We start from the raw sequence: 26276 nt of genomic DNA, 5'->3' as shown, positions 1-26276 counted from the left end.
TGAGCTTTATATTGTTGTTTTTCAATGGTTTGCAACAAATCCAAGTCTTCCTTGATTTTAGTCGAGTAATTCATCCCACTAATATACGACATGAAGCTTCTGATTTAGTATAATTGTACTATCTGAATAAGTGGAAAGTGATTAAAAACGGGTTTATTCTTTCGGCAAGTAGTTTTCTAATAGTTAGTGTGATGGCTTGCCATCATAAAGAAGTTGCTAATTCCTTACTATCTAGAACTGATACACTAACTATTCTACAAACAGTTTTGGATGATGAAGAATTAATAAGCGCGGCCGTTTTATACTTTCCTAGGCGGCCTTTAAAAGTTGTTCAAAATAAGATTGTTGAGCCAGATTATAGGTTAATGTTTAATGACCAACCGGTTAAACTTTTAGTTGTAGAAGAGCAAGACATTGATATTAGAGAAGCCTATCCAAAACAGCTAATTGTTAACTTCACTAGGTTTAAAGCTATGCATAGAGATACGGTTCTCTTAGTGAGGATTGTGTATCCTGGAAACGCAACTGATGTTTATCAAATGTGTCGTAAGTATAGTGGTTCTTGGGAAATTTTATCCGACCAAAAAGGCAAGCTTTAATTTGAAAAACACAATTCAAGATTTGTTCCAAGAATTAGGTCAATAGTACTATCCCCAGAGCTGTTGTATAACTAATTTTATGTAAATCAACTTTTCTCAGAAAGGCGCAAAAATAGTGCTGACTTGATTTACCGGCTAAGTACAAAAAGACTAGTCTATTAAACTTACCGAATACCCTTTTATCACGATAGGCCGGGTTCGTGCAGAAGGTATATTTTTGAATTTGCTTTCCTGATCAAACATCGACAAAACAAATCGCTTCTGTGTTTTCAGATCGTCAATAATTAATTCCTCTCCATGCTCACCAACTAAGTAAATATTAGCTCTATCAATGTTCTGCGTCAGTAGCTTTTGTTGCGTTTCTCGATCTAAAATAAACTCATACTGCAATTTTTTACCTTGGAACACCCTAGCTCGGACGCTACCATGAGGCTCAAGCTTAACCATGACTTTTCCATTTAAGGTTTGTACCACAGTCGAACGATCAACACTAGAGGCTTCCTGATACGAAGCCAATAAGAGAAGTGCAGATAAGCAGATTGATAAAAATGATGATCTGCTATTAAAGTTGAGTCCTTTCATAACCGATGATATTTAGGTGTATTGATTTTTAAGAGCAAGATAAACAAACTAACTGTTAAAACTACATTTATAGTTAAAAGTTGTATAAGTGTGATTATGTTAATACAGCAGCTCCGTACAAGGCAGTCCCGGATACCAAGCCAATCAATGCCCCTACCAAGATCTCCAATAAGGTGTGCCTCCCTAACACTAGCCTAGAGGCTCCAATTAAGATTGCGAAAACCCCCATCATTAATCCCAAAGGTTGATTGATACTATAGACCGCCCAAGTTAGAAAAAAGGAAAGCGACGTATGTAAAGACGCTTTGATATACCGATTTACCCCGTATGAACTAACAACCAACAGCAATGTGCAGGCAGTTCCGTAGCAGAAGGGGCGGGGTTGATGTGTAATAAACAAAATTCCTGTCATTAAGGATATTGCCCCAATCAAGACTGGATAGAATTGAGCGCGTTGTCTTTGATCTGACACATCAAAATTAGTGTATTGACTCTGCTTAACTTTTTGGTAGTTGTACCATGAGATAGGTATGACTACTCCACCCAGTAGCAATGCGGAGATGATAATGGCATTTCTGGTCGGCAACTGTTGGAACGTTATATAGAGGACAAATAAAGAAATTGTAAGAAGGGGATGTCCTAGAACGGAGAGTGCCTTTGCCGTTCTGTAGATGAAGGGGGAAACCGTTTTCATGAGTAAGTACTTGGGGTGACCACCAAACAGAAGGTGACGAGTTATTGCTCATAAGCTTACCTACAAATTCTTCTGTCGTATAATCGATGTGGCTGTTGCAAAAGTCACAGAACTATTTGTTGAGCCAGCTAAGATCCCCAACGATGAATAGTTTTAGGCCATGAAATAGCAGGCAGAATCGTTTGGCCAAGTGCCTAACCGGCTTTTGCAACAGCCACATCACTTATATAACAACGTGAACTATGGATGATTTAAAAAATGAAATTATGCACGTTATTGTCATGGCTCCGGCCACCCAGCCCGACAAAATAAACGTATTGAATGTCAACTACTTAACCAGTAAGCTACCCATAATTCACTTTTAAAAACAGGAAAGCCACTCTGGGTAGAATGGCTTTCTGTAATGAACACAGGTAAAATGGCGGCTGTTATTTGGCAGCTTTCTTGAAAATAGCGTCATCCACTTTAGGATTGACCATAATCTTGGTCGTCAGCATGTTCAGCGTTCCCATCTGGGCATTGGCAATTTCCATGGTGTTAGCGAACTTGATACCGTCAGTGTCTTTATAGTCCGAAAATCCGATTTCTCCTGCCTGGCCGTTCATATCCATTTTCACTTTACTGACCATGTACGTAGCCGCATCGAGGTACTCATCGATCACCTGGCCATCTTTCGTGGTTATTTTGAGGTGGTAATTGTCTTTGCCATCTACCTTCTCGTTACCCACCAGCTCCACTTTATTACCTTTCTCTTTATAGCCAACCAGCGGGCCGAACGGGTCGAGCTGGCCGACCTGCTGCTTGATCTGATCGGCGGGCATGTCTTCGGGGTCGCCGGTGCCGCCCATCATGGCCGGACGAATCATCCAGCCCGTTGAACCGTCAACGACCTGTACCATCGAATTGCCCATCACCGACGATTCGGTGCGCATCGACTTACCCACGACGATCGTGGTTTTGCTGGGGATTTCCATGCCCTGCACCGACAGTGACCGCTCGGTAACCAGCGTCGTTACGCCTTTTAGCTTATCCATGCCGCCAAGAGCAGCCACGTGTTTGTCGACAATGTCGTCTACGGTTTGGGCATAAGCACCTACTGAGGCAAAGACAGCCAGCGTAGCCGTCAGTATTCTGTTCGTTTTCATTCGAATTGGTTTTTGTTTTAGTTGGTAGGTAAGATTGATTCAGGAAAGCAAGATACGGGCTGAACGGTAAAATCCGGTCTGGCCTTACTGCCGGGGCGTTCCTCCGCCACCAGCCGCCGGAGCCTGACCAGCTCCGTCGCTTTTTACGTCATCGTTATTAACCGACTTGGCTTTCTTGCGGGGCGCGTCCATCGTCATTTTCCCGATTTTATAGGTGAAAGTTACCCGAACACCCCGGTTATAAAGATATACGTCGTTCACCTGATTGAACTGGGGCGAGTTGAGCACGGTGTGGATATTGAACCGGCTGGTCAGGAAGTTTTCGGCGGCCAGACCTACGCTACCCTTCTTGTTGGCAAACTCTTTCTTGACGCCCACCGTGTAGAATCCGAAGCCGCCCTGGGTACCCTGTAACTGCACCTGCGTCCCCTGCATGAACCCGAAGGCCTGCGCCCCCCAGCCATTCTTGAATTGTGCCGATGCGAACGAACCCCCACTCAGGTTGAACCCGGTATTGGTCAGTTCCTGAGACAACCCATCGACGCCGGTCGTTTGCCCGGTCAGGCTGGTGTAGAAGAAATTCAGAAACACGCCCACGTTGATTTTTGAGGTTATGGCCACATTGGCAAACGTGTTAGTCCCATAGGTGTACTGGCGGCCAATGTTCTGGTAGGTGGTAACGATAGCTCCCACCAGCGTATCCGACGGTTCCCGTATCTGCGTGATGGCGTTGTTGGTTACCCGCCCGAAGAACGTAGCATTGACAAACGTCTTTTTGATGGTCTTGCTCAGGCCCAGCTCAAAGTTATTGGTTAACTCAGGCCGCAGGGCCGGGTTACCGATGGTGATGTTCTGCGGGTTAGCCGCGTTGAAGTTTGGGTTCAGCTGTTGCAGGCCGGGCCGCTGAATCCGGCGGTTGTAGGCCAGTTTTACGGTGGTGCCTTTGATGGTCTTCGAGGCATTCAGGCTGGGCACCAGCACGCCATAGTTACCGATACCGATAGGCCCGTCTTCTTTCGTACTGGCGTCGATAAAGGTGTGTTCGTAGCGCAGTCCCCCCTTCAGTGTATACCGTTTCTTAGTGGTGTAGGTATACGAGGTGTAGCCGGCCGCAATGTTCTGGTGGTACAGTAAGGACCCCAGGGTACCATTGTTCTCTGTCGTGAACCCACCCGTTGGCCCGGCCAGCAGGTACTGGTAATCGCTGTTCACCTCCCGGAAAATCCCTTTAGCCCCAAACTCGATCAACTGATTTTTTTTGATAGGCGTCTGGTAATCGGTCTGGAGGGTGAACTCCTGATTGACGTTTTTATTCAGGTTCCGCTGACGGCCGGTGAGGGCCTCGGAGCCGTTGAGCAGATCGGCGTCGAAGTTATTGGTCAGGTCGTTGCGGCTGTAGAGGGTCGAGATGCTCCACTCCTGCTGGGGTTTGAAGGTATGCAGGTAATCGAGGTTCATGTCGACGGTACCCGACAGGTTCTTCGACTCCACATTCCGGTTGGAGACAGAGCCAGGCGTTCCGTTGGTGAAAAGACGCGTAACCAGGTCCTGCTGGCTGATCATGTTCCGAACGCCATACCGTACCCCCGCCGTCAGACTCTGGTTTTTGGCCAGGTCGTAATCGAAACCAAGGTTGTATTGACCAAATAACCCCCGGCTGTCACCATCGCCCGTCTGGCGGGTCAGCGTCGACACTCCGCCGACTACGCTTGTCTGTTCGAGCGATGTTTTGGTGATGGTGTTGTACATAGCCCGGCCGAAACCACCCAGCGTGAAGCCCGCTTTACCCTTGCGGTAGCCGCCGTTGAGCGACAGCAGCGACCCCCGGTTACCCACGCCTGAATCGACGTTGAGGTTGAGGCCCTGCAAACTGTTCTTTTTGGTGATGATGTTGATAATACCGCCCGACCCTTCAGCGTCGTACTTGGCCGACGGGCTGGTGATAACTTCAACGGTTTTGATCTGATCGGCTGGGATTTGCTTGAGCGCGTCGGCCACGCTGCTGGCAATGATGGTAGACGGTTTGTTGTTGATCAGCACCCGGATATTCTGGCTACCGCGCAGGGACACGTTCCCATCCAGATCGACCGTAAGCAGGGGTACTTTACGCAGGATATCGGTGGCATCTCCCCCTTTGGCGGTAATGTCTTTGTCGGCATTGTAAACCAGCCGGTCTACTTTCTCCTCGATCATGGCAGCCTGTCCGGTCACGGTCACCTCATCGAGTGTTTTCGTACTTGAACTCAGTTTTATCGTGCCTACATCCAGACTTTGCCCGTTGGCCAGGGTCAGGCTTTCGATGGTTTTGTTACGAAACCCGACGAACGTAATCAGAACCCGGTAATCGCCGGCAACGAGCTTCGTCAGGGCGAATTTACCTTTATCATCCGCCACCGTTCCGTCTACGGCCTTTCCGGTGGTTTTGTTATACAGCGCGATGCTGGCAAACTCAATCGCTTTCGCCTGCGTCGAATCGACGACAGAGCCCGTTATTCGGGCGGTGCCTTTAGGACTCTGGTCACCCGCCGTACCGGGCAGCGCTTTCGGTTGAGCCGTACCGCCCCCCATAGGAAACTGAGCCTGGGCCGGGGTAAATAAACTGGCGGTTAATAACGAGGTGGCAAGAAGTAAAATTTTAGTTTTCATGGACTTGTGCTTGGACACTACAAAGGTGTATCCAGGAACAGACGCCCGAAAATGAAAGCGGATAAAGGCACGAAACAACCGGATGGACGCGGGTTAATGAGCGACGAACGGCTTACGATGAGCGAAAAAAAACGGCCTCACCAGCCCCAGGAATCCAATAAGCATCAGTTGTTGGTAGTGACAATAACGCGCTGGTAGCGGGTCAGTTGGGGCGTTCGGGCGTCGGTCACTTCCAGAATCAGGTGAATCGTTTCACCGCTAGCGGCATCGGCGGGCACCGTGAACGAAGCCTTTTGTTTGTCGGCATTGACGAGCTTAACTTTCCCTTTATACGTCCCAACTTCGTCATACTGCCACCAGTTGTAGGTGAGCGCGTCACCGTCAGGATCGGTAGCAGAGCCGCTCAGAAAAACGGCCTGACCGGGCTTCGCCGAGAGCAGTGCGCTATGGCTGAGTTTAACAACCGGCGGGTGGTTGGCTTTTTTGTACGACTTCACGCACCAGTCGGCACGGGCGGCAAAATCGTTTTGCAGCACCGGAATCCAGCGTGTTTGTGGATAGGCGGCATCCTGCTTTTTCGTAAACGGATTGTAATCGGTGACGCCTTTACCGTCCTCCCAGCGGTATGGATTCGAAGCCGACCGAACCATCCGTCCACCCCAGCCGCCGTACGAAATGTCGTCCATACTCCGCAGGCCCACATCGATCAGGTAGAAGAAAGCCGGCGAGTCACCTTCGGAAATAAAATCATACTGGCTGCGGTCGTACTTTTTCGCTTCTGCCATGTCGCCATGTGTGTGTTCGGGGTCGCCGGGTAGCTGGCGGCCATCGCCCCACAGGTAATAAGCGTCGAGCAGCGGACCATGCCCGAACTTGATCTGCTCGGCAAACCACGCCCCACCCAGATAGGGTTTCAGCTCAGCAGGCACCACGCGGGGCCACAGGTAGGCAAAGCTCCAGAACTGGTCGGAGTTGTAGAGCACTTTGATCGTCGGCCAGTTGGGCGCAATGTATTTTTGATAGGTCGCATCCTGATCGAGAACCGCATAGATCACAGCCTTGTCAGACACCTTTTTGGCGATAGTCGGCCAGTCTGCGGTATTTTTATAGGTATTTTCGATGGACTTGAGGGCCCGGGCTACGGTGTTGGTGCCACCCCATATTTGCAGATAGACCGGACTGGGGTCGTTATCGAGCAGAATTTTTTTGATAAAGTCCGAGCCTTCGGTGTCGGTGCTCATCTCACCCTCAAAATCGATGTTACCGACCTTGACCAGACGCTGGAGTTTTTCGGGTGTTGGGTATCCGGGGGCATGCTTGCTCAGGTTGGGATACACCTGGGCATATTTATCGATGTATGCCTGCATCCAGGTCGTACCGGGCCAGCGGAGGTCGGTTCGTTTGCCATACCGCTCGGCGGTGGATGGCATTTCCGACGTCATCGTTGTGCCTTTGCCGTCACCTTTATAATGCCACTGCGAACTACTGTAAACCAGTCCCACAATATCGAACTCGTTGGCATAGAGCAGCAACCGGACAAACGTATCGACATCGTCCACTTCACCATCGGTGGTAACGACAGTACGTGGTTTGGCAGACGGCGGGTTGGCCGTCTGGGCATGAAGCAATGGGCAAACAACGGTTACCAGCAGGGCCAGAAGCAATCGGACTTTCATAAGAGTGGGGGGATTAAACGGGCGAAGATACGGATTTGAAACACCCTACTCCTTATTGAGCCTTATCCTGCACCAGTTTCAACGCTTCCTCATCCTTGTACTGGACGATCTGCTCTTTCAACTGCTGCTTCAGGTCGACGGTAACCTTTTCGTATCCCTTTTTCCCGTATAGGTTGTTCAGGTTCTGCGGGTCTTTCCTGATGTCATACAATTCCCAGAAGTCGTCGGGACCGTAGAAACGGGCCAGGGTATACTGGCTGGTACGCAGGCCGAAATGGGGAGCCACGTGATGGGGCTGCGGGTATTCATAGTAGTGGTAGTAGGCCTGCTGTCGCCAGGGTGTTTTCTGGCCGGTCAGCAGCGGCAGAAACGATTTACCCTGAATTTCTTTAGGGATGGCGGTTCCCGTCAGGTTCAGCACCGTGGGTGCCCAGTCGATATTGGATACCAGGCTCTCTACTTTGGTACCGGGTTTGATAACGCCGGGATAGCGGATAACGAAGGGCGTTTTCAGCGACTCTTCATAAATGAACCGCTTGTCGAACCAGCCGTGCTCACCCAGGTAAAAACCCTGATCGGAGGTATAGATAACGACGGTATTTTTGGCCAGTCCGGTTTTGTCCAGATAGGCCAGCAACGTACCAATGTTGCGGTCCAGCGACCGCGCCGTGGCCAGGTAATCTTTCATGTAGCGCTGGTATTTCCACTCCGCCAGTGCTTTGCCGCTCAACTTCTTCCGGTCGAACTCCTTACTGACCTTATTTTCGTAATAGTCATAGAACGCGGCTTTCTGCTCGGGCGTAAACCGACTATACGATCCCTGACCGGCTTTGCTTTCATAGTCGGCATGTACTTTCAGATCATTGCTCAGGATCATGGTCTTATCGATGGTCATATCCTGTTTCTGAGCCGCTACGCGCCCTTTATAATCGTCGTAGAAGGTGGGGGGCAACGGAAAGGTAACGTCGTCGAACGACCCCAGATCAGGCAGATCGGGAAGCCACTCGCGGTGGGTGGCTTTATGACCGACTACCAGAAAAAACGGCTTCGATGTGTCGCGCTGGCTGAGCCAGTCGGTCGACAGTTGCGTCACCACATTCGTTACGTAGCCGGGACGCCGGGTTGTCTTGTTGTTGGAATCAATAAAATCGGAGTTGTAGTAACTGCCATGTCCCGGCAACACGTTGAGGTAGTCGAATCCGTGTGGCAGACTACCCAGGTGCATTTTCCCGATCCAGGCCGTCTGGTAGCCGTTCTTCTGAAGCTCTTCTGGAAAAACGGCCTGGTTTACATCGAACTGACGCTCGTTGAACTTGTAGCCGTTCATGTGGCTAAACTTACCCGTCAGCAGCGTGGCCCGGCTCGGCCCGCAGATCGAGTTGGTAACTACGTTATTATAGAGAATAGCGCCTTCACTGGCAATCCGGTCGATGTTGGGTGTTTTCATCAACTTACTCCCGTAGGCACTGATGGCCTGAGACGTATGATCGTCTGTGATGATAAAGATAATGTTAGGCCGTTCGGCGGCAGGGTTTACCGCTGGCTTAGGCCTGTAAGCGGGTATAGTTACCAGCAAAGCTGCTGTAACAACGACCCCGAGTAGGGAGCCAAAAACAATCTTTTTATTCATGACTTATTCGTTAAGGTCTTGTGCTATCGGGAGGCAACACAGCGAAAACCCGTATGCGAGAGGCCCGTATCGGGGCTGGAACTCATACGGGCGGCTGTTCGGTAACTGGTACAATAGGAATCATTACATAAAAAAGAGCCACCCCGCATAACCCGTTTGGAAACGGTGGGTTCCTGTGGATCGTAACTTTGGGCTGGTCCCTGCGGATTTCTGATATCGTTCTGCTGTGCCAGCTGCTCATAATAATCGGCCCGGTAGTAGTCGCGGCACCACTCCCATACGTTGCCCGCCATGTCGAACAATCCGTAGCCATTGGCTGGAAACGACCGCACCGGAGCCGCCCGCTCAAACCCATCGCTGACCATGTTTTGCACGGGAAACCGCCCCTGCCAGGCGTTGGCTTTGGCTTTACCGGACTCGATGGGTTCATTGCCCCAGGGGTATACCGCCTGTGACAGACCGCCCCGCGCGGCCCATTCCCACTCGGCTTCAGTAGGTAACCGCTTCCCGGCCCATCGGGCATAAGCCACCGCATCGTCCCAGGAAACCTGTACCACCGGATACTCATCCCTGCCTTCGATCGAGCTGCGGGGCCCTTCGGGATGTTGCCAGTCGGCACCCGGCACCCACTGCCACCATTGGCCATAATCGCGCAGTGAAACGGGTTGCGAAGGAGGTGTGAACACCAGCGAACTGGCGACGAAGAGGTTATCTGCGGGTTTGGGTGTGTTGGGCGGCAGTTGTTTACGAAGTTCTTCCCAGTCAGGTTTTTGCTCCGCCGTTGTCACGTAACCCGTTGCCTCTACAAACGCCCGAAACTGGGCATTCGTCACTTCCGTCGCATCCATCCAGAACCCGTCTACCGAAACCGGATGCATTGGCGATTCGTCTGGCCGACTCTGGTTGTCGTCGGCCCCCATCAGAAACCGACCCGCCGGAATGAATACCATACCAGACCGACTGGCTTTATTGACACCACCCGCCGTCTGGTCGCTTTTCACCGAGGCAAACCGCGTCGGCACGGCGGTTGTGTGACAGGTCGCGATGGGCGCGGTATCGGTTTGGGACGTCAGCGTTTTGTCGTCGGCCCGGCGCGGAACACAGGCACTAAGGCAGCTCGCAACAATGATCGAGCCCATCAGTAAGGAGCGTAAAGGCATGATACGCTTATGTTTCAACCTCAATTTCGTTGCGTGTCTTCACCCAGACACGTCGCGTAACAAGGCTGGATCAGGGTAGTTTCTACTGTACAAAGCCCGCCGAGTTTGGTAAGGCACAAAAAAAGCCAGCGCGTTGAGCGCTGACCTTCATTCAGGGTAGATTTATATTATTCGAAGGCGTTGCCATCGTACGATACTTCGGACAACTGTTTGTCCAGTTCAAAGATCTGATCGGCAGGAATCTGACCAAACAGTTCGATACAACGCCGGGCGATGTACTCTTCTTCCATTTGTTCCTTTATGTACCACTTCAGCAACTCTTCGGTGACGAAATCACTTTCGCGACGGCAAATGGCGACAATGCGGTTGATGGAATCCGTTACGGCAATTTCCTGCTCCAGCGCGCCTTCATAGATCGACCGTAACGTATCGAACTCCTGCTGAACGGGCGGAATCTCCGGAGAAATGGACGTAGCTCCCTGGTCGTTGAGGTAGTGGAAAAACTTCATGGCATGTTCGCGCTCTTCTTCCGACTGTTTATAGAAGAAACCCGCACTATAGTCGAACCCGTTTCGGTCGCACCAGCCAGCCATAGCCAGGTACCTGGACGATGAAACCATCTCCATCTGAATCTGCTGATTCAGCGCTAACTCAACGCTTTCTTTGATTGGGGTACGAAGTCTTGCCAAATCTTTCATAGTAGTGGTTTCTTGTGAATCAGTGATGGGTGATGCTCTAAATTAACAACAAAAAAGTGTCTGGCCATACAGCTCGTTTAGAATTACACACGTCAGTATAGCCTGTAAACGAATGAATTACGACAGACGACAACCGCACTCCCGCAGCAGACTGTTCAGGTCGAGCATGGCCTGTGCTCCGCCCAGTAGCTCACGCAGATGAATTACTTCGCAAAGCGTCAGGACATAACAGCGCTCAGAACGCGGGGGAGTCAGTATTTCGACATCGTCGGCAGCGTCGGTACTGAGCGCCATTTGCCGGACATCTACCGTATCGACCATACGCCGAAACTGCGCGAAATCCCGCGAAGACATCGGCGTAAAGGTATCCCAAAAGGCAAGGATCAGCCGGTTCGATGCGTCACACTGATAAACGGCACCCCGGCTGGTTTTGAATACTTCCTGATACGAATTTGGCAAATCACTCACGAGCATGACAAGGCTGGCTGATGCGACAAAGATAAAGACAGACAGTTGATTTAGACAAATTCTAAATTACTTTTCTTGCCGTTGTCGCCGTTTTCACCCTGGTAATGGGTATCCGTTCCGTTCGTCTCCCATTCAACTCGTCTGTACACGTCCAGCCAACGTTAAATCATGTACTGGTTCATTAGCCGGCTGGACGCTTTTCAGGCCAGACCCACAGCGTCGGCTCAGGAGTTCACAGGGTCCGATGCAGAAGTTGTCCGGCGGTCCAGACGCTTCATTACGGGTGTCGATGAAATCCCATGCAGGAATACGGAGATGAGAATTGTCCAGCCCGTCAGCGCCCAGATGCGCGCCGGATCAGCAAACGAAGCGTGTTGCAAACCGAACGCGATATAGAACAGGGAGCCGATACCCCGAATCCCGAAACTGGCAATGATCCAGCGCTTGAGGCCGCGTGCGCCGGTGCGCCATAACGTGAGCCAGCCACCCAGCGGACGAATAATAAGTACCAGCAACAGACCCAGCACGGCATCCTGCCAGGTTAAAGGCAGGAGTATTCCTTTAGCAATAGCCCCACCGAACAACAGCAGCAGCAAGGCAATAAGAAGCCGTTCGATCTGGTCGGTAAAGGCGTGCATATAGGTATGGTACTCATGGGTACGCTCCCGGCTTCGTATGGTGATGGCAGCGATGAATACCGCCAGAAATCCGTAGCCATGAGCCAGTTCGGTAAGTCCGTAACTGATCAGGGTTACGGCCAGCGCCACGAAGCCATACGCTGTAGTTTTGATACTGATCCGCTGTGGCAGGCCAAAAATCAGGTAAGACAGCAACTGGCCCGATAGCCAGCCGCCCAGCACGCCTACGCCCACCCGATAAGCCAGGTCATAAAGCGCCCAATGCGTCAGTTCGGCCGTTGACGTCACCGCCGACTGGGCCAGCGTGATGGCCAGATACACGAACGGAAACGCCATACCATCGTTCAGGCCAGCCTCTGCCGTAAGCGCAAACCGGACCGAATCTTCTCCGCCTTCGTTGGGGTCGCCTACCTGCACATCGCCCGCCAGCACCGGATCGGTAGGGGCCAGACCAGCAGCCAGCAGCAAGGCCGACGCGAGCGGCCAACCGGCCCATCCCCAGGCGATCACGGCAAAGACAGCAATGGTCACCACCATCGTCAGCCACACTAAGCGGATAGGTAACCGCCACCCGCGCAGGCTAAAACGCCGGTCTATCTTCAGCCCTGTCCCCGTCAGCGCAATAATCACACACAGTTCTGTCAAATGGGTAGTAAGCTCAGGGTACAGTAAAGGCGAGGGGTCTGGCAACGGCAGGGGTAACTGGTACAGCAGCCAGCCCCCAATTACGAACAGAATCGGGTAGGAAAGCGGGTATTCTTTTAACAAAGAGGGTAGCCAGGCTACCGCCAAAATAGCCACGGCCACAATGACCAGCCACAAATTATACGATCCCATATGCATTTATTCGGCGCTTCAGATCAGTATATAAGCCTCCCTGCCGGCAGTGCTTCGCACCCGCCGGACATCAGCATATACCGCTATACACCATTGATTATTAGAACTTAGATAACACCCAGACTAGTGAAGGGTTTTCAAATGACTGGTCGTATAGTGGTAACGGCATGCTACTAAAACATACCGTTATCCCTATACGACCAGTGATTGATGCCGACGATTCTTGCGTCGTTAGAAAGGGGTTTAGTGCAGCGGTCTTCCTTTTACCATACCGCCTTTTGTGTCGTCGATGCCGTGATTGACAATGAAAGCTTTATCGTCAATGCGGTTGATGCGATCCTTCAGGCGAGTCAGTTCGAGCCGGGTAACAACCGCATACAGAATGTTGGTATCCTGCTGGCTATGGCCTCGTTTTCCGTAGCCTTTCTCGCCCTTGAAAACAGTGACGCCCCGCCCCATATCCTCGGTGATCATATGCCGAATGGCTTGATGATGGTCCGAAATGATGATGACAGCGGTATATTCTTCAATACCATGAATCAGAAAATCCACTGTTTTGGAAGCCGACAGGTAAGTCAGCATGGCGTAGAGGGCCGTTTCGATGTTCAGGAGCACGGCAGCCGCGCCGAATACCAGCACGTTGATGACCATGATCACATCGCCAACGGTTAGCGCCGACCGGCGGCTGATCCAGATGGCCAGTACTTCGGTGCCGTCCAGCACCCCCCCTCCGCGAATGGCCAGACCAATACCAGCACCCAGGAAAAAGCCGCCGAATACCGAAATCAGCAGTTTATCGGTCGTTACAACCGGGTAAGGGACAACGACCAGACAGAACGCCAGCAGGCTAATGGCAATAATGGTCCGGATGGCAAAACCCGTCGAGATCTGACGATAGCCCATCCAGATGAAGGGAATATTGACGAGGATGACCAGCAAGGCCAGGTCAACGCCAGTGGTAATTTCCAGCAGCAGGGCAATACCCATGGCACCCCCATCGATGAAATTATTGGGCAGTAAAAAGCCCTTTAGCCCCATACCGGCACACAGCACTCCGGCACACAGGAAAGCCATATCTTTCAAACGCTGGATATGAGACTGAGACGAAGAGACAACAGTTGTTTGCGAAACCATACCCGTTTGTTCTTAAATGTGTTCATACGCGATAGCGTTTTAAAGTCAGTAATAGCGCAGGCAGCAGGACCAGATTGGTCAGGCAGGCCATTAATACAGTCGTGGCAACGAGCACCCCCAGGGCCGCCGTTCCGCCAAAGCCGGAAACAGCAAAAACCCCAAATCCACCCGCCAGGATCAGGGCAGTATAGATCAGGCTTATCCCCGTTTCGTGAATCGCCTGTGTAATGGCAGCCGATGGCTCAAAGCCCAGCTGAAGCTGACGTCGATAGCTGGTCAGGAAATAGACCGTGCCATCTGAAGCCAGCCCGAAAGCGATGCTAAAGATCAAAATCGTCGATGGTTTGAAAGCGATATCGGTATAGCCCATGATACCCGCAGTTACTACCAGTGGAATCAAACACGGTAGCTTCGACAGCAGGATGATCGGGACCGACCGAAACAGGATCATCCCCACCAGCGCAATCAGTCCAATGGCCAGCAGTAAACTCTCGTATAGGTTACCCAATAAATAATCGTTGCTCTGAAGGAAAACCAGGCTATGACCGGTCAGGCTAACCTTGTAGGGCGTTCCGGCAAAGAGCGAGTCCAGCCGGGGCCGCAGACGGGCCAGCAACGCTTTCAGCCGAATGGAACCCACATCGGCCATCTGGTAGCTTACGCGCGTAACCTGCCGGGCCGAGTCCAGAAACGATGGTGCCAGCGATGAGCTTTTTCCCGTCAGCGGAGTATCGCCAACGAGCTTTTTCAGCTCCATAGCGGGCGGCAGCACATAATAGCGCGGATTACCACCCCGGTAAGTCTGGTAGGCAAACCGGATAGCGTCGACCAGCGAGTTGGGTTTGGAAAACTCCGGATAATCGTCCATGATCCGTTCCATAGCCCGTATTTTGTACAGCGCCCGGCCCGCATTGCCCGTTACCCCATTGGGGGTGCCGGTATCGATCATTACCTCCAGCGGCAGGGCACCTTTGAACTGCTTCTCAATGAACCGCAGGTCGGTGTAGACCGGGTCGTTCTTGGGCAGGTCATCGACCACATACCCCTCCACCCGAATGCGGGTCAGGCCAAAGGCGCTCCCCAGCGTTACGATGGCAATAATGCCATAGATCAGTTTGCGACGATGATGCACCAGGTGATCGATCTGCGTGAGCAAACTCCGCCAGCGCCCTCCCTGCAACGTCTGTAGCTGCGCTGGCCTGGGTACGGGCAGGTAGCTGAGCAGGATCGGAATCAGCACCAGGCACACCAGGTAGACCGCCATAACGCTGATAGCCGCCACCACGCCAAACTCCATCAGCATCCGGCTATTGGTGAAGTAAAACACCCCAAATCCAATCGCTGTAGTTACGTTGGCCAGCAGCGCCGAAAGCCCGATCTGCGAGATCATCATCTCCAGCGCCCGTTGTTTGTCGCCGTGCTGCGCCAGTTCTTCGTGGTATTTATTAACCAGGAACACGCAGTTTGGCACCCCGATCACAATGAGCAGGGGCGGTAGCAAACCGGTTAGCAGCGTAATGTCATACCCGAAGAGAGACAGCGTTCCCACCGCAATGCAAACACCGATAGCCACGACCGTCATGGACAGCCAGACCACCCGGCCCGACCGGAACAGCAACCAGACCATCAGGCCCGTTACGCCCGCAGCCAGCCCCATGAACAGTTTCATTTCGCGGGAGACCTTCTTCATCACCTCCGTTCGAATGGACGGCAAACCGGAGTAATGCAGGTCGACATGGTTTTTCCCGGCAAACGCCTGCCCGTAGCGCCGGATGGTTTCTACCAGTTCGATCCGGTCGCGCGAGTTGAGCTTTCGCTCATCGAAGGAAATGGCCATCAGCGTAGCCTTCGTTTCCGGGTTGAAGAGCAGCCCTTCGTAAAAAGGCAGCGACAGCACCTGTTCTTTCAAACTATCGACCGCCAGCTGCGTTTTTGGGCGCTGCCGGATCAATGGATTCACCGTCCAGCTTTCCCCGTTTTTTCCGAGTGTATACAGCCGCGTTGTCGACAGTACCTGCTTCACGCCCGGCAGTTTACCCACGCGGTCGGTCATGTCATACCAGCCCTGATAAACAGGCAAATCGAACCAGCGGTCACTTTGCCAGCCAACGACCATGAGCGTACCGTCGGCACCGAAGCGCTGCCGGAAACGATCATATTGCTGCTGGGTTGAATCGGACAGAGGCAATACCCGGGCAACCTGGTAAGAGAGTTGCAGGCGGGTACCGAAATAAGCCATCAAACCGGTTAACAAAACGAGCAGACCCAGCCAGAAAGGGCGATAAGAAAGAATGGCACGGGCAACATAGGACCACATAGGACGAGTAGAAAACGGCGGTTGCTGAACAACAGGTTCTCAGGCAATCCGGTCATGAAAAGCAACCGGAATAACGATAGAACCTGATTTAACAACGAGACGGGAGTGATGAGAATACCGCTTGACCGACGAACGATCGTTCTGTCTGGTCATAAAAAATTGAAAAAGAAACCGCGTCAGGGCGCGTTGATGGCAATCTGATGCTCGAAGATGGGGAGCAGAAAGCCGAACGAAAAATAAGAATCATGACGTCGGCCCGGTAAGGCAATGCCCTTCAACCAGTAAAAGGCCGACAGTACCCAGGGTAAGACAAGCAGCGAAGGCAAAAACGAAAACCCTGCATGCGGACCAACCAGCGCCACCGCTTCGTAGCCATAGACCAACGACGAGAAGTCCGATTGGTCGTCAACACTTGGAGTATCGACAGACAGGGTATAGAGCTGCCTTGCCGGAACCGACGATGAGTCGATGGCCCGGATAGGCAACAGCACCAACAGCCAGACGGCAAGTAAGCCCCCTATCCATTTTATTGCCTGCCCGATATATGGAACCTTCTTTCCCATGATAGATAAGTAAAGTACGCTTTATTTCTCGGGAAGAACAACCGTTTTCCAACGCTCTCCCCTCCCGCCTGAGCAGGACGCCCATCTAAATTCCTGATCGCCAACTGGTTTCTGAAACACGCAGGAACCACGAAGCGTGCGTAACCAATGAAGGCGACAAGAATACAGATTAAATTTGTCTAAACGAAATTTGTTTAAACAAATTTGTGTTAGATATTTGTCCCGGTTCCTATAAAGAAGACGCCATGAACTACCGTAACGAGTACCACCGACTAATTTCCAACCTGCACAAGACTGATGGATATATCGTCAATTTCTTCCAGCAAAAGCTGGCACCGTTCGATCTGTCGGTACAACAATATGTGGCCCTGCGCCGGCTGTCTGAGGTTTACCCCGATAGTCTGGCAGCGGGCGAGTTAAAAGCCAAAATGGACGATCTGAACTCAGATATGACCCGGCTAACCGATCGGCTGGTTGCCAAGAACCTGGTAGTGCGTGAGGTTGACCCGCAAAACCGCCGACGGGTGATGCTCCGGCTAACGGAAGAATCCCACCAGTTTGTTGAGAAGGTAGCCAGTGAGTTTAAGGATCTTGAATCCATTGTAAGCCCGCTAACCGACGAAGAAGTCAATATAATGAATACGCTCCTGGATAAAATCAGAAAACAGTAACCATGAAAAAGTACGTAATTGGGGCTGGTGTATGGCTGATGAGCCTGAGCTGGGCAACGGCTCAACCCAGCCCCGCGAATCTGCCCCTGGATCGGGCAGTTCAACTGGCTCTGCAAAATAACAAAGGGATAAAACTGGCCGATTCGCGGACCAGAGCCGCCGAGGCCCGCGCCCAGGAAGCTAAAGACCGCAGCCTGCCCCAGGCAGCCGCTTCCCTGGCTTACTCCCGCTATAGCCTGACCGGGCCGTTCTCGCTGGGTGAAGGTAGTGACGGTAAAGCACTGCTCGGTATTCCGGCGGGGGCTTTCAACGCGACCATTGGCGGAGTCACGCTCAGCAAGGAAATCTTCGGCGGCTTTGCCGAAAAGTCGGCTCGTCTGTCGGCTGACCTGTTAGCCCGGGCCAGTCAGCTCGATGCCCGGCGCAACCGGGCCGAACTGGTTTACACCGTCACCGATGCCTATTACAACATTGTCAAGCTCGTTCGGTCAACGTCGGTGATCGAGCAGAATATCCGGCAGTTCGACGAGCGGGAACGGGATGCCCGAAACCTCGAAAAGGAAGGCATTGTAACGGCTAACGAAGTGCTGAAGATCCAGTTGCAGAAGAACAACCTGCAACTCAGTCGTCTGCAGGTGGACAAAGCCCGCCAAACAGCGCTGTATAACTTCAACCTGCTCCTCGGTCTCCCCGACGATCAGGCAGTGATCATCGACACCACCCTCAGCAACCCCGTTACAACGCTTGAGCCGCTTGCCGGTTTCCTGACGCGGGCCGGGCAGGCCCGCCCCGAAGTGCAGGCCAACATCCTGCGGGTACAGGCCGCCGATGCTCAGGTTCGCAACGTCAAAAGCAGCCTCTACCCCCACCTGGGTGTATCGGCAGGTTACAACTACATCAACCCAACGACGCGGGTTATTCCCGAAGCCAGCACCTATGTCAGTGCCTGGAATGTGGGCGCGGGGCTGACCTATAATATTGGTTCGCTGTATAATTTGAAAGGCCGGTTGAACGGAGCCAAAACAGCCGCCGAGGAAGCCAGCCTGCAAGGCCAGCAACAGACCGACCAGATCCGGTCGGAGGTTGTTACCGCTTACAATACGTACCAGCTGGCACTGGAACAGCAGAGCGTCATCCGAACCGCTGTAGGGCAGGCTCAGGAAAACTACCGGCTTACCGAATCCCGTTTCCGCAACGGGCTGGTTGGCTCAACAGACCTGCTGGAAGCCAACAGCTTTCTGCTACAGGCGCAACTCAATGTTATCAATGCCACAGTCGATGCGCAGCTGGCCTACCAGCGCCTGCTGAAAGCCACTGGCAACAACCTCAATTAATCGTAGTTAGACACACAATCATGAATACCAAGGTTTTAATCCGCGTAGGGGGCGTTATTATTCTGCTTGCCGCGCTCTTTTTTGGCTACAGCGAGTTCCGCTATCTGCAACGCTATGAAACAACCGACGATGCCCAGATCGATGGGGACGTCGACCCGGTAACGCCTAAGGTGGGCGGTTATGTAAACGAGATACGGTTCAAGGATAATCAGGCCGTACGGAAAGGGGATACGCTATTCGTACTGGACGACGCTGACTACCGTATCCGGGTAGCCCAGGCCGAAGCCGCCCTGCAAAGTGCGCAGGCGGGTGCCGGGGTAAGCCGCTCCAATGTAAATGTAGCAGCCGCTACCATCCAGAGTTCGCAGGCCAGTGTGGCTACGGCCCGCAATCAGGTAGCCACGGCGCAGGCCAACGTAACGGCCGCGCAGGCGCGGGCCCGCCGGGCCAACCAGGATTTTGAGCGCTATCAGCGACTGCTGGCCGAGAAAACAGTACCGCAGCAGCAATTCGACGCCATTCAGGCCGAACGGGATGCGGCCCAGGCACAGGCACAGGCCGCTCAGGCCCAGCTGCAAACGGCTCAGTCGCAGGTGAGCGCAGCCAGTACGCAAACCGGCGTTACGAATTCGCAGCGCCGGTCGACGGAGAGTCAGATTTCGGTAGCGCAGGCAACCGTCAAACAGCGGCAGGCAGATCTGGACCTGGCCAGGCTCCAGCTTTCCTACACCATCGTGCGGGCACCGGCGTCGGGTATCATTTCCCGCCGGGCCGTTCAGGTGGGTCAGTTGATCCAGCCGGGGCAGGCGCTGTGCTCGGTGGTCGGGCAGGAAAGTGTGTGGGTTACGGCCAATTTCAAAGAAACGCAACTGGGTCAAATGCAGTTAGGCCAGCCGGTCGACATCGACGTTGACGCGTTTGAAGGGCAGAAACTAACAGGTCGCGTCGGTTCTTTTGCTGGCGCTACGGGGGCTAAGTTCTCCCTGCTGCCACCCGACAACGCCACCGGCAACTACGTGAAAGTAGTACAACGGGTACCTGTACGCATTGAAGTTGAAAAAAATAGTCCGCTCTATGCCCGACTACGCCCCGGAATGAGCGTGAGCGTTGCGGTGGACTTACAGACTAAAGCAAACTAATGAAGTTAGGCTTCGATAAATGGGTGGTCGTTATCACGGTGACAACGGCCGCCCTGCTACAAACCATCGACTCGTCGATCGTCAACGTGACGCTCAATCAGATGATGGGTAACCTGGGCGCGTCGCTGGGTGATATCAGCTGGGTGGTAACGGGTTATGCAGCCGCCACGGCGGTTATGATCACCATGTCGGGCTGGCTGAGTGCCAAGCTTGGCCGCCGGAACTACTTTGCCGCTTCCATCATCCTCTTTACGGTGGCATCGGTCTTTTGTGGCACTTCCACCAGCGTATGGGAACTGGTCTTTTTTCGGGTCATCCAGGGTATTGGCGGAGGTGGTCTGCTCACCACGGCACAGTCGATTCTGATTCAGACCTTTCCAAAAGAAGACCTCGGCATTGCCAACGCCATCTTCGGGATGGGCGTCATCATTGGCCCCTCCATCGGCCCTACTCTCGGCGGTTATATCACCGACAACCTGTCGTGGAACTGGGTGTTCTATATCAACATTCCCTTCGGTATTCTGGCTACGGCGCTGACCTATATGTTCATTAAGGAACCCGCCGAAAAAATGCCGGCGGGTCGAATGGACTGGCTGGCGCTGATCCTGCTCATCATGGGCATTGGCGGGTTACAGATCGTACTCGAGAAAGGACAGGAAAACGACTGGTTCGACTCGGGCTTTATCACGGCCATGTCCATTGCCGCAGCCGTTGGCCTGATCGGGTTCATCTGGCGCGAGCTGAGCGTTAAACTGCCTATACTGGACCTGAGCCTCTTGCGCCGACGCCGGTTTGCGGTGGGTACGCTGTTCAACTTCATCCTGGGTTTCGGGCTGTTCGCGTCGGTCTTTATCATCCCGGTTTTCTGCCAGACGATCCTCGGGTTTACAGCCAGCCAAACGGGCTTACTGCTCATGCCGGGCTCAATCATGACCGGCCTGATGATGCCGGTAGTAGGTGGCCTGTTGCGAAAGAACTACATCTCCCCCATCTGGTACGCAGCCATCGGCTTTTTACTGTTCTTTGGCTTCTGTTTCGACCTGTCGGCCATCAGCCTCGAAGCAGGACCGGATTATTTCTTCTGGCCGCTCATCGTTCGGGGTATCGGGATGGGAATGATTTTCATTCCGCTGACGACCGTTACACTGGCCGATTTAAAGAGCATCGAAATACCACAGGGGTCGGCCCTATCGAACATGATCCGCCAGTTGGGAGGTACCTTCGGGACAGCCATCATGACTACGTACATTTCGACCCGTACCGTGCTGCACAGCTCACGGCTGGGCGACAATATCTCGCAGTATAACCCCCTGTCGGCCGAACGGCTCCGGCAATACACCGGCCTGTTCCTGTCCAAGGGCGATGCCCTGGTTACGGCCACCAGCAAAGCCTATCGGCTGATGCAGGGCTCGGTGATCAAACAGGCGCTGGTGCTCACCTATGCCGATGCCTTCCTGATCATTGGCGGCTTTTTCCTGGTGTGTGTTCCGCTGCTGCTGCTGTTCATCGGCAAGAAGATAGAAACGCCCGAACACGTCGACATGGCGATGGAGTAAGCAACCACAACCACTGCATGAAACCACCACATACCCCTTCAGCTGACTCAGACGCTACCGACTGGATGGGGCATCTGCATCAGCTGGAGCGGTATGTGGATCGGTATCTGGCAACCGGCATGGCGCAACAGGATCACGCCCTGCTCAAAAGTGCCCACCTTCTGCTTCTCCGCCAGCTCGGCGGAGGCATCACCAGCGCCGAGCTGGTTCATACACTTGGCATCACGAAGCAGGGCGTTAGCCAGCTGGTTCACCAGCTTATGCAGGGTGGCTATATCGTGTCGAAACCCGCGCCGAACGATTCCCGCGCCAACCGACTGTATCTAAGCGAACGCGGGGAAGCTGGCTTAGCGATAGCCACCACGCTGCTGGATCAGCTTCGGCAGCGCTTCCGGACACAGTTGGGTCAGGCTGATTACGAAAGTTTTGCGGAGCAGTTGGCGCAGGTCGTGGCTTTCATCAAGAAATAAGTGCTACGAACGTCAGGCAACCCGGCTCGTCTACTTCGCCACGACACTCTTTCCGTCCGTTTCACCCAACTCGCGTTCCTCGTACGAGCTTTCGCCCGGAATACCACCCAGCCATTGTACCCGCTGTTTCCATCCCTCAGGATCGTTATGCTCCAGCAGCCGGATGCCACCGGGCAATTCAGCCTCTTCATAGACGATCGCCAGCCCAACCCAGGCGAGGTATTCATTCAACAGCGACTCCAGAGGCTGGTTGCCAAAAATACACAGGTCGTAATACCAGGTCAGCGATTCGCCCGCTACGGCTTCGGTCACGGCCCGGTAATCGTCCAGCCGGTAGCCGACAAACGGCTTCCCGTACTGCTCCCACATGGTCCGCATCACGTCGTCCAGCGAACGGGCGTGGTTCGTAAGCCGACGGATGTGCAGGTCCAGAATCAGAGCCGCAATGGCTCCTTTGTGGTATACCGATACTTTGCGGTCAGGAACGCCTTTCTCATACCCATCGAGCCATAAATCCCAGGACGATTCGGCCAGCGACTGAGCCGCCCGTCCGTTGTTTTCAAAGTGGCGCTTGAAAAGCACCTGAAGTTCTTTAAGATAGGCGCTGTCGTCGAACACATCCGACTGGCGCAGTATCAGATCACCATAATAAGTGGTAACCCCCTCGGCCACGAAGCAGGTTTCAAAGTAATTTTCTTTCGTAAAATCATACGGCAGCAGTTCGGCCGGCCGGATGCGGATGATATTCCAGGCGTGAAACAACTCGTGCGACGCCACACCCAGTAGATCCTGATACAGCCCCTCCCCCTCGTCGTTCGGACCCAGCACCAGCATGGTCGAATTGCGGTGTTCAACGCCGTGGTAATGCGCAACGGGCAGAATAAGCGTCAGGAAATGGTAATCCCGTTCGGGAAATTCACCGTACAGTTCGATCTGTTTCTCCGAGAACAGGCTAAAATCCCGGACGATCCGGTCGGCATCGAAGGTGGGGTTACCGTCGGTTCGGCGCCCTCCCTGAATCCAGACATGAAATACTGTATCCTGAACTTCATACTGCACATGCTGCATGATCGGCGCGGCCATCAGCGGGCAGTCGACGAGTTCATAGAAATCGGCCGCCCGCAGCAGCCTGTCATCGTCCTGCTGCAGGCCACAGGCCACCATCCAGTTGGCAGGAATACCCAGTTCCAGCGTACAGGGCTCGTTGATACGCCCTTCGGCATACACGCACAGGTTCACCGGATTGACATAGAGCAAGGTGTCGCTCACGAAGCTACTGCCTGCATTGAGCAGATTGGGGGTCGGCAACAGCGCGTAATAATTGTACCGAACGGTTAGCTCCGAAGCCCCGTTGGTTTCCACCAGCCAGCGGTCTTTTGTGGTTTTACGGAACGGCAGCGGCTTCCCGTCTGCATCGACGATTGTAAACCGCTGTATGTTTTTAGCGAACTGCTGGAGTTCATACCGACCCGGTCGCCAGGCCGGTAACTGAAACGCAACGAAAGGGGTAACAACGTCGGTTAACCGCGCTTCAACGTCAATATAGTGGGCGGCAGTAGGATCGGCGGATAAGCGATAATGCATAAATATCGGGTAAAATGGAAGGGCTTGTACGGAGGTAACAAAGACAAACCGGTATCGTTTCCGGCTCAGGCTCTATTGTTTGGGCATTGCGGGTCGTCAGATAGTTCAAATCTAAATCAGGGCTTGATAAACTGACGCGGTTCGCGTATCTTTGCGGACTCATTTGAAAACTAGGGTTTCAGCACACATATATCATGAAAAGAACGTATCAACCATCGAACCGGAAGCGGAAAAACAAGCACGGCTTCCGCGAGCGGATGTCAACCGCTAACGGTCGCCAGGTGTTGGCCCGCCGTCGCGCCAAAGGTCGCCACAAACTGACCGTCTCGGACGAGAAGAAAGGCGAACGCTTTAAACTGTAACAAAAAGTCGTAAGTAAAGGAGAGTCATAGTAGTCGCAAGGTGTCAGCGATTTATGCCTTACGACTACTACGACTCTCCTTTACTTACGACGATCACAACTGGTATGCTGCAAACCTTCACCAAATCGGAACGGCTTTGTAGCAAAAAGACGCTGGGTGAGTTATTTAAAAAAGGTAGTGCGTCGGTTCAGACGTTCTACCTTTTTCCGTTCCGGGTTCTCTACATCCCGCATCCCCCCGATCAACCTGGCGATCTCCCCGCCATTGTCATCACCGTGCCCAAACGGGGCTTCAAACGCGCCGTCGACCGTAACCTCATCCGTCGCCGGGTTCGCGAGGCTTACCGGCTTAACAAAGCGATCATGTATCGGGAGCCAGCCGGCCCGGCCCCTTCAGGCCCCGGCCCATCGAGACCAGCCTACATTGCGTTTCTTTATACCGCCAAACAGATAATTTCGTTTGAAGAGATAGAAAAAGGAATGAAATTAGCGTTGAGGAAACTGTAGCACCGAATCTCCAGATTCGGCCGTAGCAAAACAGGTTTACCGCCGAATCTGGAGATCGGCACTACATGACTCATCCATGCGCTTCCCCAAACGCCTAACGCTTTTAGCCTCGTCGGTCCTTGTGGCAGGGGGCATCGGCTTTTTATCGTTCAAAACCGATGACCGGTTCTTCGAGATTGCCCGCAACCTCGACATTTATGCATCGTTGTTCAAAGAGCTTAACCTCTATTACGTCGATGAGGTGAACCCGAACCGGATGGTCAAAACCAGCATCGACGGCATGCTTAAGGCTCTCGATCCCTACACGAACTTCTTCGCCGAAGACGAAATCGAGGATTACATGACCATGACCACCGGCCGCTATAACGGCATCGGGGCGCTCATCGGCCAGCGGCAGGGCAAGAGCATCGTGCTGATGATCTACGAAGGAACACCGGCCGAAAAGTCGGGACTGCGCATCGGCGATGAGATTCTGAAAATAGATGGAGCCGACCTCAAAGCCCGCAAAGGCGACGGGTCGACAGATACCGGCAAACTGCTGAAAGGTCAGAACAACACGGCCGTAAAGCTGACCGTTCAGCGCTACGGTCAGAAAGAACCCGTTGACCTGAGCGTTATCCGCGACGTGGTAAAAATGACCAACGTGCCTTACTACGGCATGATCTCCGACGAAGTTGGATACATCGACCTCAAGGATTTTACGGGAACAGCTTCGCGCGAGGTGCGTACGGCGTTTCAGGAGCTGAAAGGCAAAGGCATGAAAAAACTTGTGCTCGATGTGCGCGAGAATCCCGGTGGATTGCTCAACATGGCCATCGACATCTGTAATACGTTCATTCCGAAAGACTCGGAGGTGGTGACGACGAAGGGAAAAGTGACGGAGTGGAATAAAACCTACACGGCCCTGAATCCACCGCTCGATCTGGAAATGCCGATCGTCGTGCTGACCAATAGCCATAGCGCGTCGGCAGCAGAGATCGTATCGGGAGTGATTCAGGATTATGACCGGGGGGTTCTGATCGGTCAGCGAACGTATGGCAAAGGGCTGGTGCAGACCACCCGCGAACTGTCGTTCAATACCAAGCTAAAAATCACGACCGCCAAATATTATATCCCCAGCGGACGCTGCATTCAGGCCATCGATTACAGCCACCGCAACCCCGACGGCAGCGTCGGTAAAATCCCGGATTCGCTCAAAACGGCCTTTAAAACCAAGGCGGGCCGCGTTGTGTATGACGGTGGCGGTGTACTGCCCGACATTGCGCTGGAAGCGCCTACGCCGACCCCGATTGCGTTAAGCCTGACCAACAAAGGGCTGATCTTCGATTATGCCGTCAAGTACCGTCACGAACACCCGACGATCAAACCCGCCCGCGAATTTCGCCTGACCGATGCCGAGTATACCGACTTCGTGAAGTGGGCAAACGATAAGGAATACGACTACACGACCCAGGTTGAAAAGGACCTTGGTACGCTGGAAGCATCGGCCAAGAAAGAAAAGTACTTCGATCTGATCCAGGATCAGTTGAAGGCGCTGAAGACGAAAGTATCGCACAGCAAAGACGCCGATATGATGACCTTCAAGGCCGAGCTTAAAACGTTACTGGAGCAGGAAATAGCAGGGCATTATTACCTGCAAAAAGGCTTGAAAGAAGCATCCTTCGCCACCGACCCCGAACTGAAAGCCGCCCTCGATCTCTTCAAAGACATGGGCAAATACACGTCTATTTTGAAGGGAGGAAAATAAAAGGAGGAAAGGAGGAAAGGAGGAAAGGAGGAGGGAGCTGGCGCATGCTGAAAGACGCGCCAGCTCCCTCCTCCTTTCCTCCTTTCCTCCTTTCCTCCTTTCCTCCTTTCCCCCCTTTCT

Annotated in this window: 24 protein-coding genes; 10 read left to right on the top strand and 14 right to left on the bottom strand. The window is 53.0% G+C overall.

Annotated features, from left to right (window positions below; translation table 11 throughout):
* Positions 1-266 precede the first annotated feature (266 nt).
* Positions 267-599: a hypothetical protein gene (locus FH603_RS22615; protein WP_186740317.1), complete on the top strand. Its 333-nt coding sequence runs from the start codon at positions 267-269 to the stop codon at positions 597-599.
* Between the two features lie 150 nt (positions 600-749).
* Here FH603_RS22615 and FH603_RS22610 read toward each other — a convergent pair whose 3' ends face one another.
* Both FH603_RS22610 and FH603_RS22605 read right to left on the bottom strand, forming a co-directional pair.
* A complete protein-coding gene (locus FH603_RS22610; protein ID WP_186740315.1) occupies positions 750-1181 on the bottom strand; it encodes a hypothetical protein in 432 nt (143 codons plus the stop codon).
* 94 nt (positions 1182-1275) lie between these two features.
* Complete coding sequence (locus tag FH603_RS22605) at positions 1276-1875, bottom strand: phosphatase PAP2 family protein (RefSeq protein WP_186740313.1); 600 nt, start codon at positions 1873-1875, stop codon at positions 1276-1278.
* Between the two features lie 242 nt (positions 1876-2117).
* Here FH603_RS22605 and FH603_RS28995 point away from each other — a divergent pair, with 242 nt between their 5' ends.
* The gene (locus tag FH603_RS28995) at positions 2118-2240 is read left to right on the top strand and encodes a hypothetical protein (protein ID WP_262891312.1); all 123 of its coding nucleotides are present in this window, start codon (positions 2118-2120) and stop codon (positions 2238-2240) included.
* A 63-nt stretch (positions 2241-2303) separates the two neighbouring features.
* Here FH603_RS28995 and FH603_RS22600 read toward each other — a convergent pair whose 3' ends face one another.
* The 11 genes from FH603_RS22600 to FH603_RS22550 form a co-directional block, all read right to left on the bottom strand.
* Entirely contained in the window at positions 2304-3020 is a 717-nt protein-coding gene (locus tag FH603_RS22600; RefSeq protein ID WP_186740311.1) for an outer membrane lipoprotein-sorting protein, read from the bottom strand.
* 84 nt (positions 3021-3104) lie between these two features.
* The gene (locus FH603_RS22595; protein WP_186740309.1) at positions 3105-5666 is read right to left on the bottom strand and encodes a TonB-dependent receptor; all 2562 of its coding nucleotides are present in this window, start codon (positions 5664-5666) and stop codon (positions 3105-3107) included.
* A 164-nt stretch (positions 5667-5830) separates the two neighbouring features.
* Positions 5831-7342, bottom strand: a complete 1512-nt coding sequence (locus FH603_RS22590) for a DUF1593 domain-containing protein (protein ID WP_186740307.1) — start codon at positions 7340-7342, stop codon at positions 5831-5833.
* A 52-nt stretch (positions 7343-7394) separates the two neighbouring features.
* Positions 7395-8972: a sulfatase family protein gene (locus FH603_RS22585; RefSeq protein ID WP_186740305.1), complete on the bottom strand. Its 1578-nt coding sequence runs from the start codon at positions 8970-8972 to the stop codon at positions 7395-7397.
* Positions 8973-8995: 23 nt separating this feature from the next.
* The gene (locus FH603_RS22580) at positions 8996-10132 is read right to left on the bottom strand and encodes a formylglycine-generating enzyme family protein (protein ID WP_186740302.1); all 1137 of its coding nucleotides are present in this window, start codon (positions 10130-10132) and stop codon (positions 8996-8998) included.
* 167 nt (positions 10133-10299) lie between these two features.
* Complete coding sequence (locus FH603_RS22575; RefSeq protein WP_186740300.1) at positions 10300-10830, bottom strand: ferritin; 531 nt, start codon at positions 10828-10830, stop codon at positions 10300-10302.
* 117 nt (positions 10831-10947) lie between these two features.
* Positions 10948-11304 (bottom strand): hypothetical protein, encoded by a 357-nt coding sequence (locus tag FH603_RS22570; protein ID WP_186740296.1) that lies wholly within the window; start codon positions 11302-11304, stop codon positions 10948-10950.
* Positions 11305-11522: 218 nt separating this feature from the next.
* Positions 11523-12773 (bottom strand): cation:proton antiporter, encoded by a 1251-nt coding sequence (locus tag FH603_RS22565; protein WP_186740294.1) that lies wholly within the window; start codon positions 12771-12773, stop codon positions 11523-11525.
* 243 nt (positions 12774-13016) lie between these two features.
* On the bottom strand, positions 13017-13907 hold the full coding sequence (locus tag FH603_RS22560; protein WP_186740292.1) for a YitT family protein: 891 nt from the start codon (positions 13905-13907) through the stop codon (positions 13017-13019).
* A 22-nt stretch (positions 13908-13929) separates the two neighbouring features.
* Positions 13930-16224 carry an efflux RND transporter permease subunit gene (locus tag FH603_RS22555; protein WP_186740289.1) on the bottom strand — a complete coding sequence of 765 codons (2295 nt, stop codon included), beginning with the start codon at positions 16222-16224 and terminating at the stop codon, positions 13930-13932.
* A 176-nt stretch (positions 16225-16400) separates the two neighbouring features.
* Complete coding sequence (locus tag FH603_RS22550) at positions 16401-16787, bottom strand: hypothetical protein (protein ID WP_186740280.1); 387 nt, start codon at positions 16785-16787, stop codon at positions 16401-16403.
* Between the two features lie 245 nt (positions 16788-17032).
* Here FH603_RS22550 and FH603_RS22545 point away from each other — a divergent pair, with 245 nt between their 5' ends.
* Genes FH603_RS22545 through FH603_RS22525 form a run of 5 tightly spaced genes read left to right on the top strand, consistent with a single transcriptional unit; the run spans position 17033 to position 21957 of the window.
* Complete coding sequence (locus tag FH603_RS22545; protein WP_186740278.1) at positions 17033-17458, top strand: MarR family winged helix-turn-helix transcriptional regulator; 426 nt, start codon at positions 17033-17035, stop codon at positions 17456-17458.
* 2 nt (positions 17459-17460) lie between these two features.
* On the top strand, positions 17461-18792 hold the full coding sequence (locus FH603_RS22540) for a TolC family protein (protein ID WP_186740276.1): 1332 nt from the start codon (positions 17461-17463) through the stop codon (positions 18790-18792).
* A 20-nt stretch (positions 18793-18812) separates the two neighbouring features.
* A complete protein-coding gene (locus tag FH603_RS22535; protein ID WP_186740273.1) occupies positions 18813-19931 on the top strand; it encodes an HlyD family secretion protein in 1119 nt (372 codons plus the stop codon).
* On the top strand, positions 19931-21487 hold the full coding sequence (locus FH603_RS22530) for a DHA2 family efflux MFS transporter permease subunit (RefSeq protein ID WP_186740256.1): 1557 nt from the start codon (positions 19931-19933) through the stop codon (positions 21485-21487). The genes FH603_RS22535 and FH603_RS22530 overlap by 1 nt, the downstream gene beginning before the upstream one ends.
* A gap of 17 nt (positions 21488-21504) precedes the next feature.
* Complete coding sequence (locus FH603_RS22525; RefSeq protein ID WP_186740254.1) at positions 21505-21957, top strand: MarR family winged helix-turn-helix transcriptional regulator; 453 nt, start codon at positions 21505-21507, stop codon at positions 21955-21957.
* Between the two features lie 30 nt (positions 21958-21987).
* Here FH603_RS22525 and FH603_RS22520 read toward each other — a convergent pair whose 3' ends face one another.
* A complete protein-coding gene (locus FH603_RS22520) occupies positions 21988-23541 on the bottom strand; it encodes a M61 family metallopeptidase (protein WP_186740252.1) in 1554 nt (517 codons plus the stop codon).
* 194 nt (positions 23542-23735) lie between these two features.
* Between FH603_RS22520 and rpmH the strand changes: the two genes are divergently transcribed.
* From rpmH to FH603_RS22505, 3 genes are all read left to right on the top strand, one after another.
* On the top strand, positions 23736-23903 hold the full coding sequence (rpmH, locus tag FH603_RS22515) for a 50S ribosomal protein L34 (protein WP_080241397.1): 168 nt from the start codon (positions 23736-23738) through the stop codon (positions 23901-23903).
* Between the two features lie 104 nt (positions 23904-24007).
* Entirely contained in the window at positions 24008-24409 is a 402-nt protein-coding gene (locus tag FH603_RS22510) for a ribonuclease P protein component (protein WP_186740250.1), read from the top strand.
* A 76-nt stretch (positions 24410-24485) separates the two neighbouring features.
* Complete coding sequence (locus FH603_RS22505; protein WP_186740248.1) at positions 24486-26156, top strand: S41 family peptidase; 1671 nt, start codon at positions 24486-24488, stop codon at positions 26154-26156.
* The last annotated feature ends 120 nt before the right edge of the window (positions 26157-26276 follow it).

The organism is Spirosoma utsteinense (assembly GCF_014282275.1).
Taxonomy (GTDB): Bacteria; Bacteroidota; Bacteroidia; order Cytophagales; family Spirosomataceae; genus Spirosoma; species Spirosoma utsteinense.
This window is presented reverse-complemented; position numbering and strand designations above follow the sequence as displayed.

Excerpts from the sequence above, each read along its gene's own strand:
- FH603_RS22535 (WP_186740273.1), top strand. The coding sequence starts at position 18,813 with ATGAATACCAAGGTTTTAATCCGCGTAGGGGGCGTTATTATTCTGCTT.
- FH603_RS22550 (WP_186740280.1), bottom strand. The coding sequence starts at position 16,787 with ATGGGAAAGAAGGTTCCATATATCGGGCAGGCAATAAAATGGATAGGG.
- FH603_RS22580 (WP_186740302.1), bottom strand. The coding sequence starts at position 10,132 with ATGCCTTTACGCTCCTTACTGATGGGCTCGATCATTGTTGCGAGCTGC.
- FH603_RS28995 (WP_262891312.1), top strand. The coding sequence starts at position 2,118 with ATGGATGATTTAAAAAATGAAATTATGCACGTTATTGTCATGGCTCCG.
- FH603_RS22570 (WP_186740296.1), bottom strand. The coding sequence starts at position 11,304 with ATGCTCGTGAGTGATTTGCCAAATTCGTATCAGGAAGTATTCAAAACC.
- rpmH (WP_080241397.1), top strand. The coding sequence starts at position 23,736 with ATGAAAAGAACGTATCAACCATCGAACCGGAAGCGGAAAAACAAGCAC.
- FH603_RS22555 (WP_186740289.1), bottom strand. The coding sequence starts at position 16,224 with ATGTGGTCCTATGTTGCCCGTGCCATTCTTTCTTATCGCCCTTTCTGG.
- FH603_RS22505 (WP_186740248.1), top strand. The coding sequence starts at position 24,486 with ATGCGCTTCCCCAAACGCCTAACGCTTTTAGCCTCGTCGGTCCTTGTG.
- FH603_RS22605 (WP_186740313.1), bottom strand. The coding sequence starts at position 1,875 with ATGAAAACGGTTTCCCCCTTCATCTACAGAACGGCAAAGGCACTCTCC.
- FH603_RS22590 (WP_186740307.1), bottom strand. The coding sequence starts at position 7,342 with ATGAAAGTCCGATTGCTTCTGGCCCTGCTGGTAACCGTTGTTTGCCCA.
- FH603_RS22585 (WP_186740305.1), bottom strand. The coding sequence starts at position 8,972 with ATGAATAAAAAGATTGTTTTTGGCTCCCTACTCGGGGTCGTTGTTACA.
- FH603_RS22545 (WP_186740278.1), top strand. The coding sequence starts at position 17,033 with ATGAACTACCGTAACGAGTACCACCGACTAATTTCCAACCTGCACAAG.
- FH603_RS22530 (WP_186740256.1), top strand. The coding sequence starts at position 19,931 with ATGAAGTTAGGCTTCGATAAATGGGTGGTCGTTATCACGGTGACAACG.
- FH603_RS22600 (WP_186740311.1), bottom strand. The coding sequence starts at position 3,020 with ATGAAAACGAACAGAATACTGACGGCTACGCTGGCTGTCTTTGCCTCA.
- FH603_RS22510 (WP_186740250.1), top strand. The coding sequence starts at position 24,008 with ATGCTGCAAACCTTCACCAAATCGGAACGGCTTTGTAGCAAAAAGACG.
- FH603_RS22560 (WP_186740292.1), bottom strand. The coding sequence starts at position 13,907 with ATGGTTTCGCAAACAACTGTTGTCTCTTCGTCTCAGTCTCATATCCAG.
- FH603_RS22525 (WP_186740254.1), top strand. The coding sequence starts at position 21,505 with ATGAAACCACCACATACCCCTTCAGCTGACTCAGACGCTACCGACTGG.
- FH603_RS22565 (WP_186740294.1), bottom strand. The coding sequence starts at position 12,773 with ATGGGATCGTATAATTTGTGGCTGGTCATTGTGGCCGTGGCTATTTTG.
- FH603_RS22595 (WP_186740309.1), bottom strand. The coding sequence starts at position 5,666 with ATGAAAACTAAAATTTTACTTCTTGCCACCTCGTTATTAACCGCCAGT.
- FH603_RS22520 (WP_186740252.1), bottom strand. The coding sequence starts at position 23,541 with ATGCATTATCGCTTATCCGCCGATCCTACTGCCGCCCACTATATTGAC.
- FH603_RS22575 (WP_186740300.1), bottom strand. The coding sequence starts at position 10,830 with ATGAAAGATTTGGCAAGACTTCGTACCCCAATCAAAGAAAGCGTTGAG.
- FH603_RS22540 (WP_186740276.1), top strand. The coding sequence starts at position 17,461 with ATGAAAAAGTACGTAATTGGGGCTGGTGTATGGCTGATGAGCCTGAGC.
- FH603_RS22610 (WP_186740315.1), bottom strand. The coding sequence starts at position 1,181 with ATGAAAGGACTCAACTTTAATAGCAGATCATCATTTTTATCAATCTGC.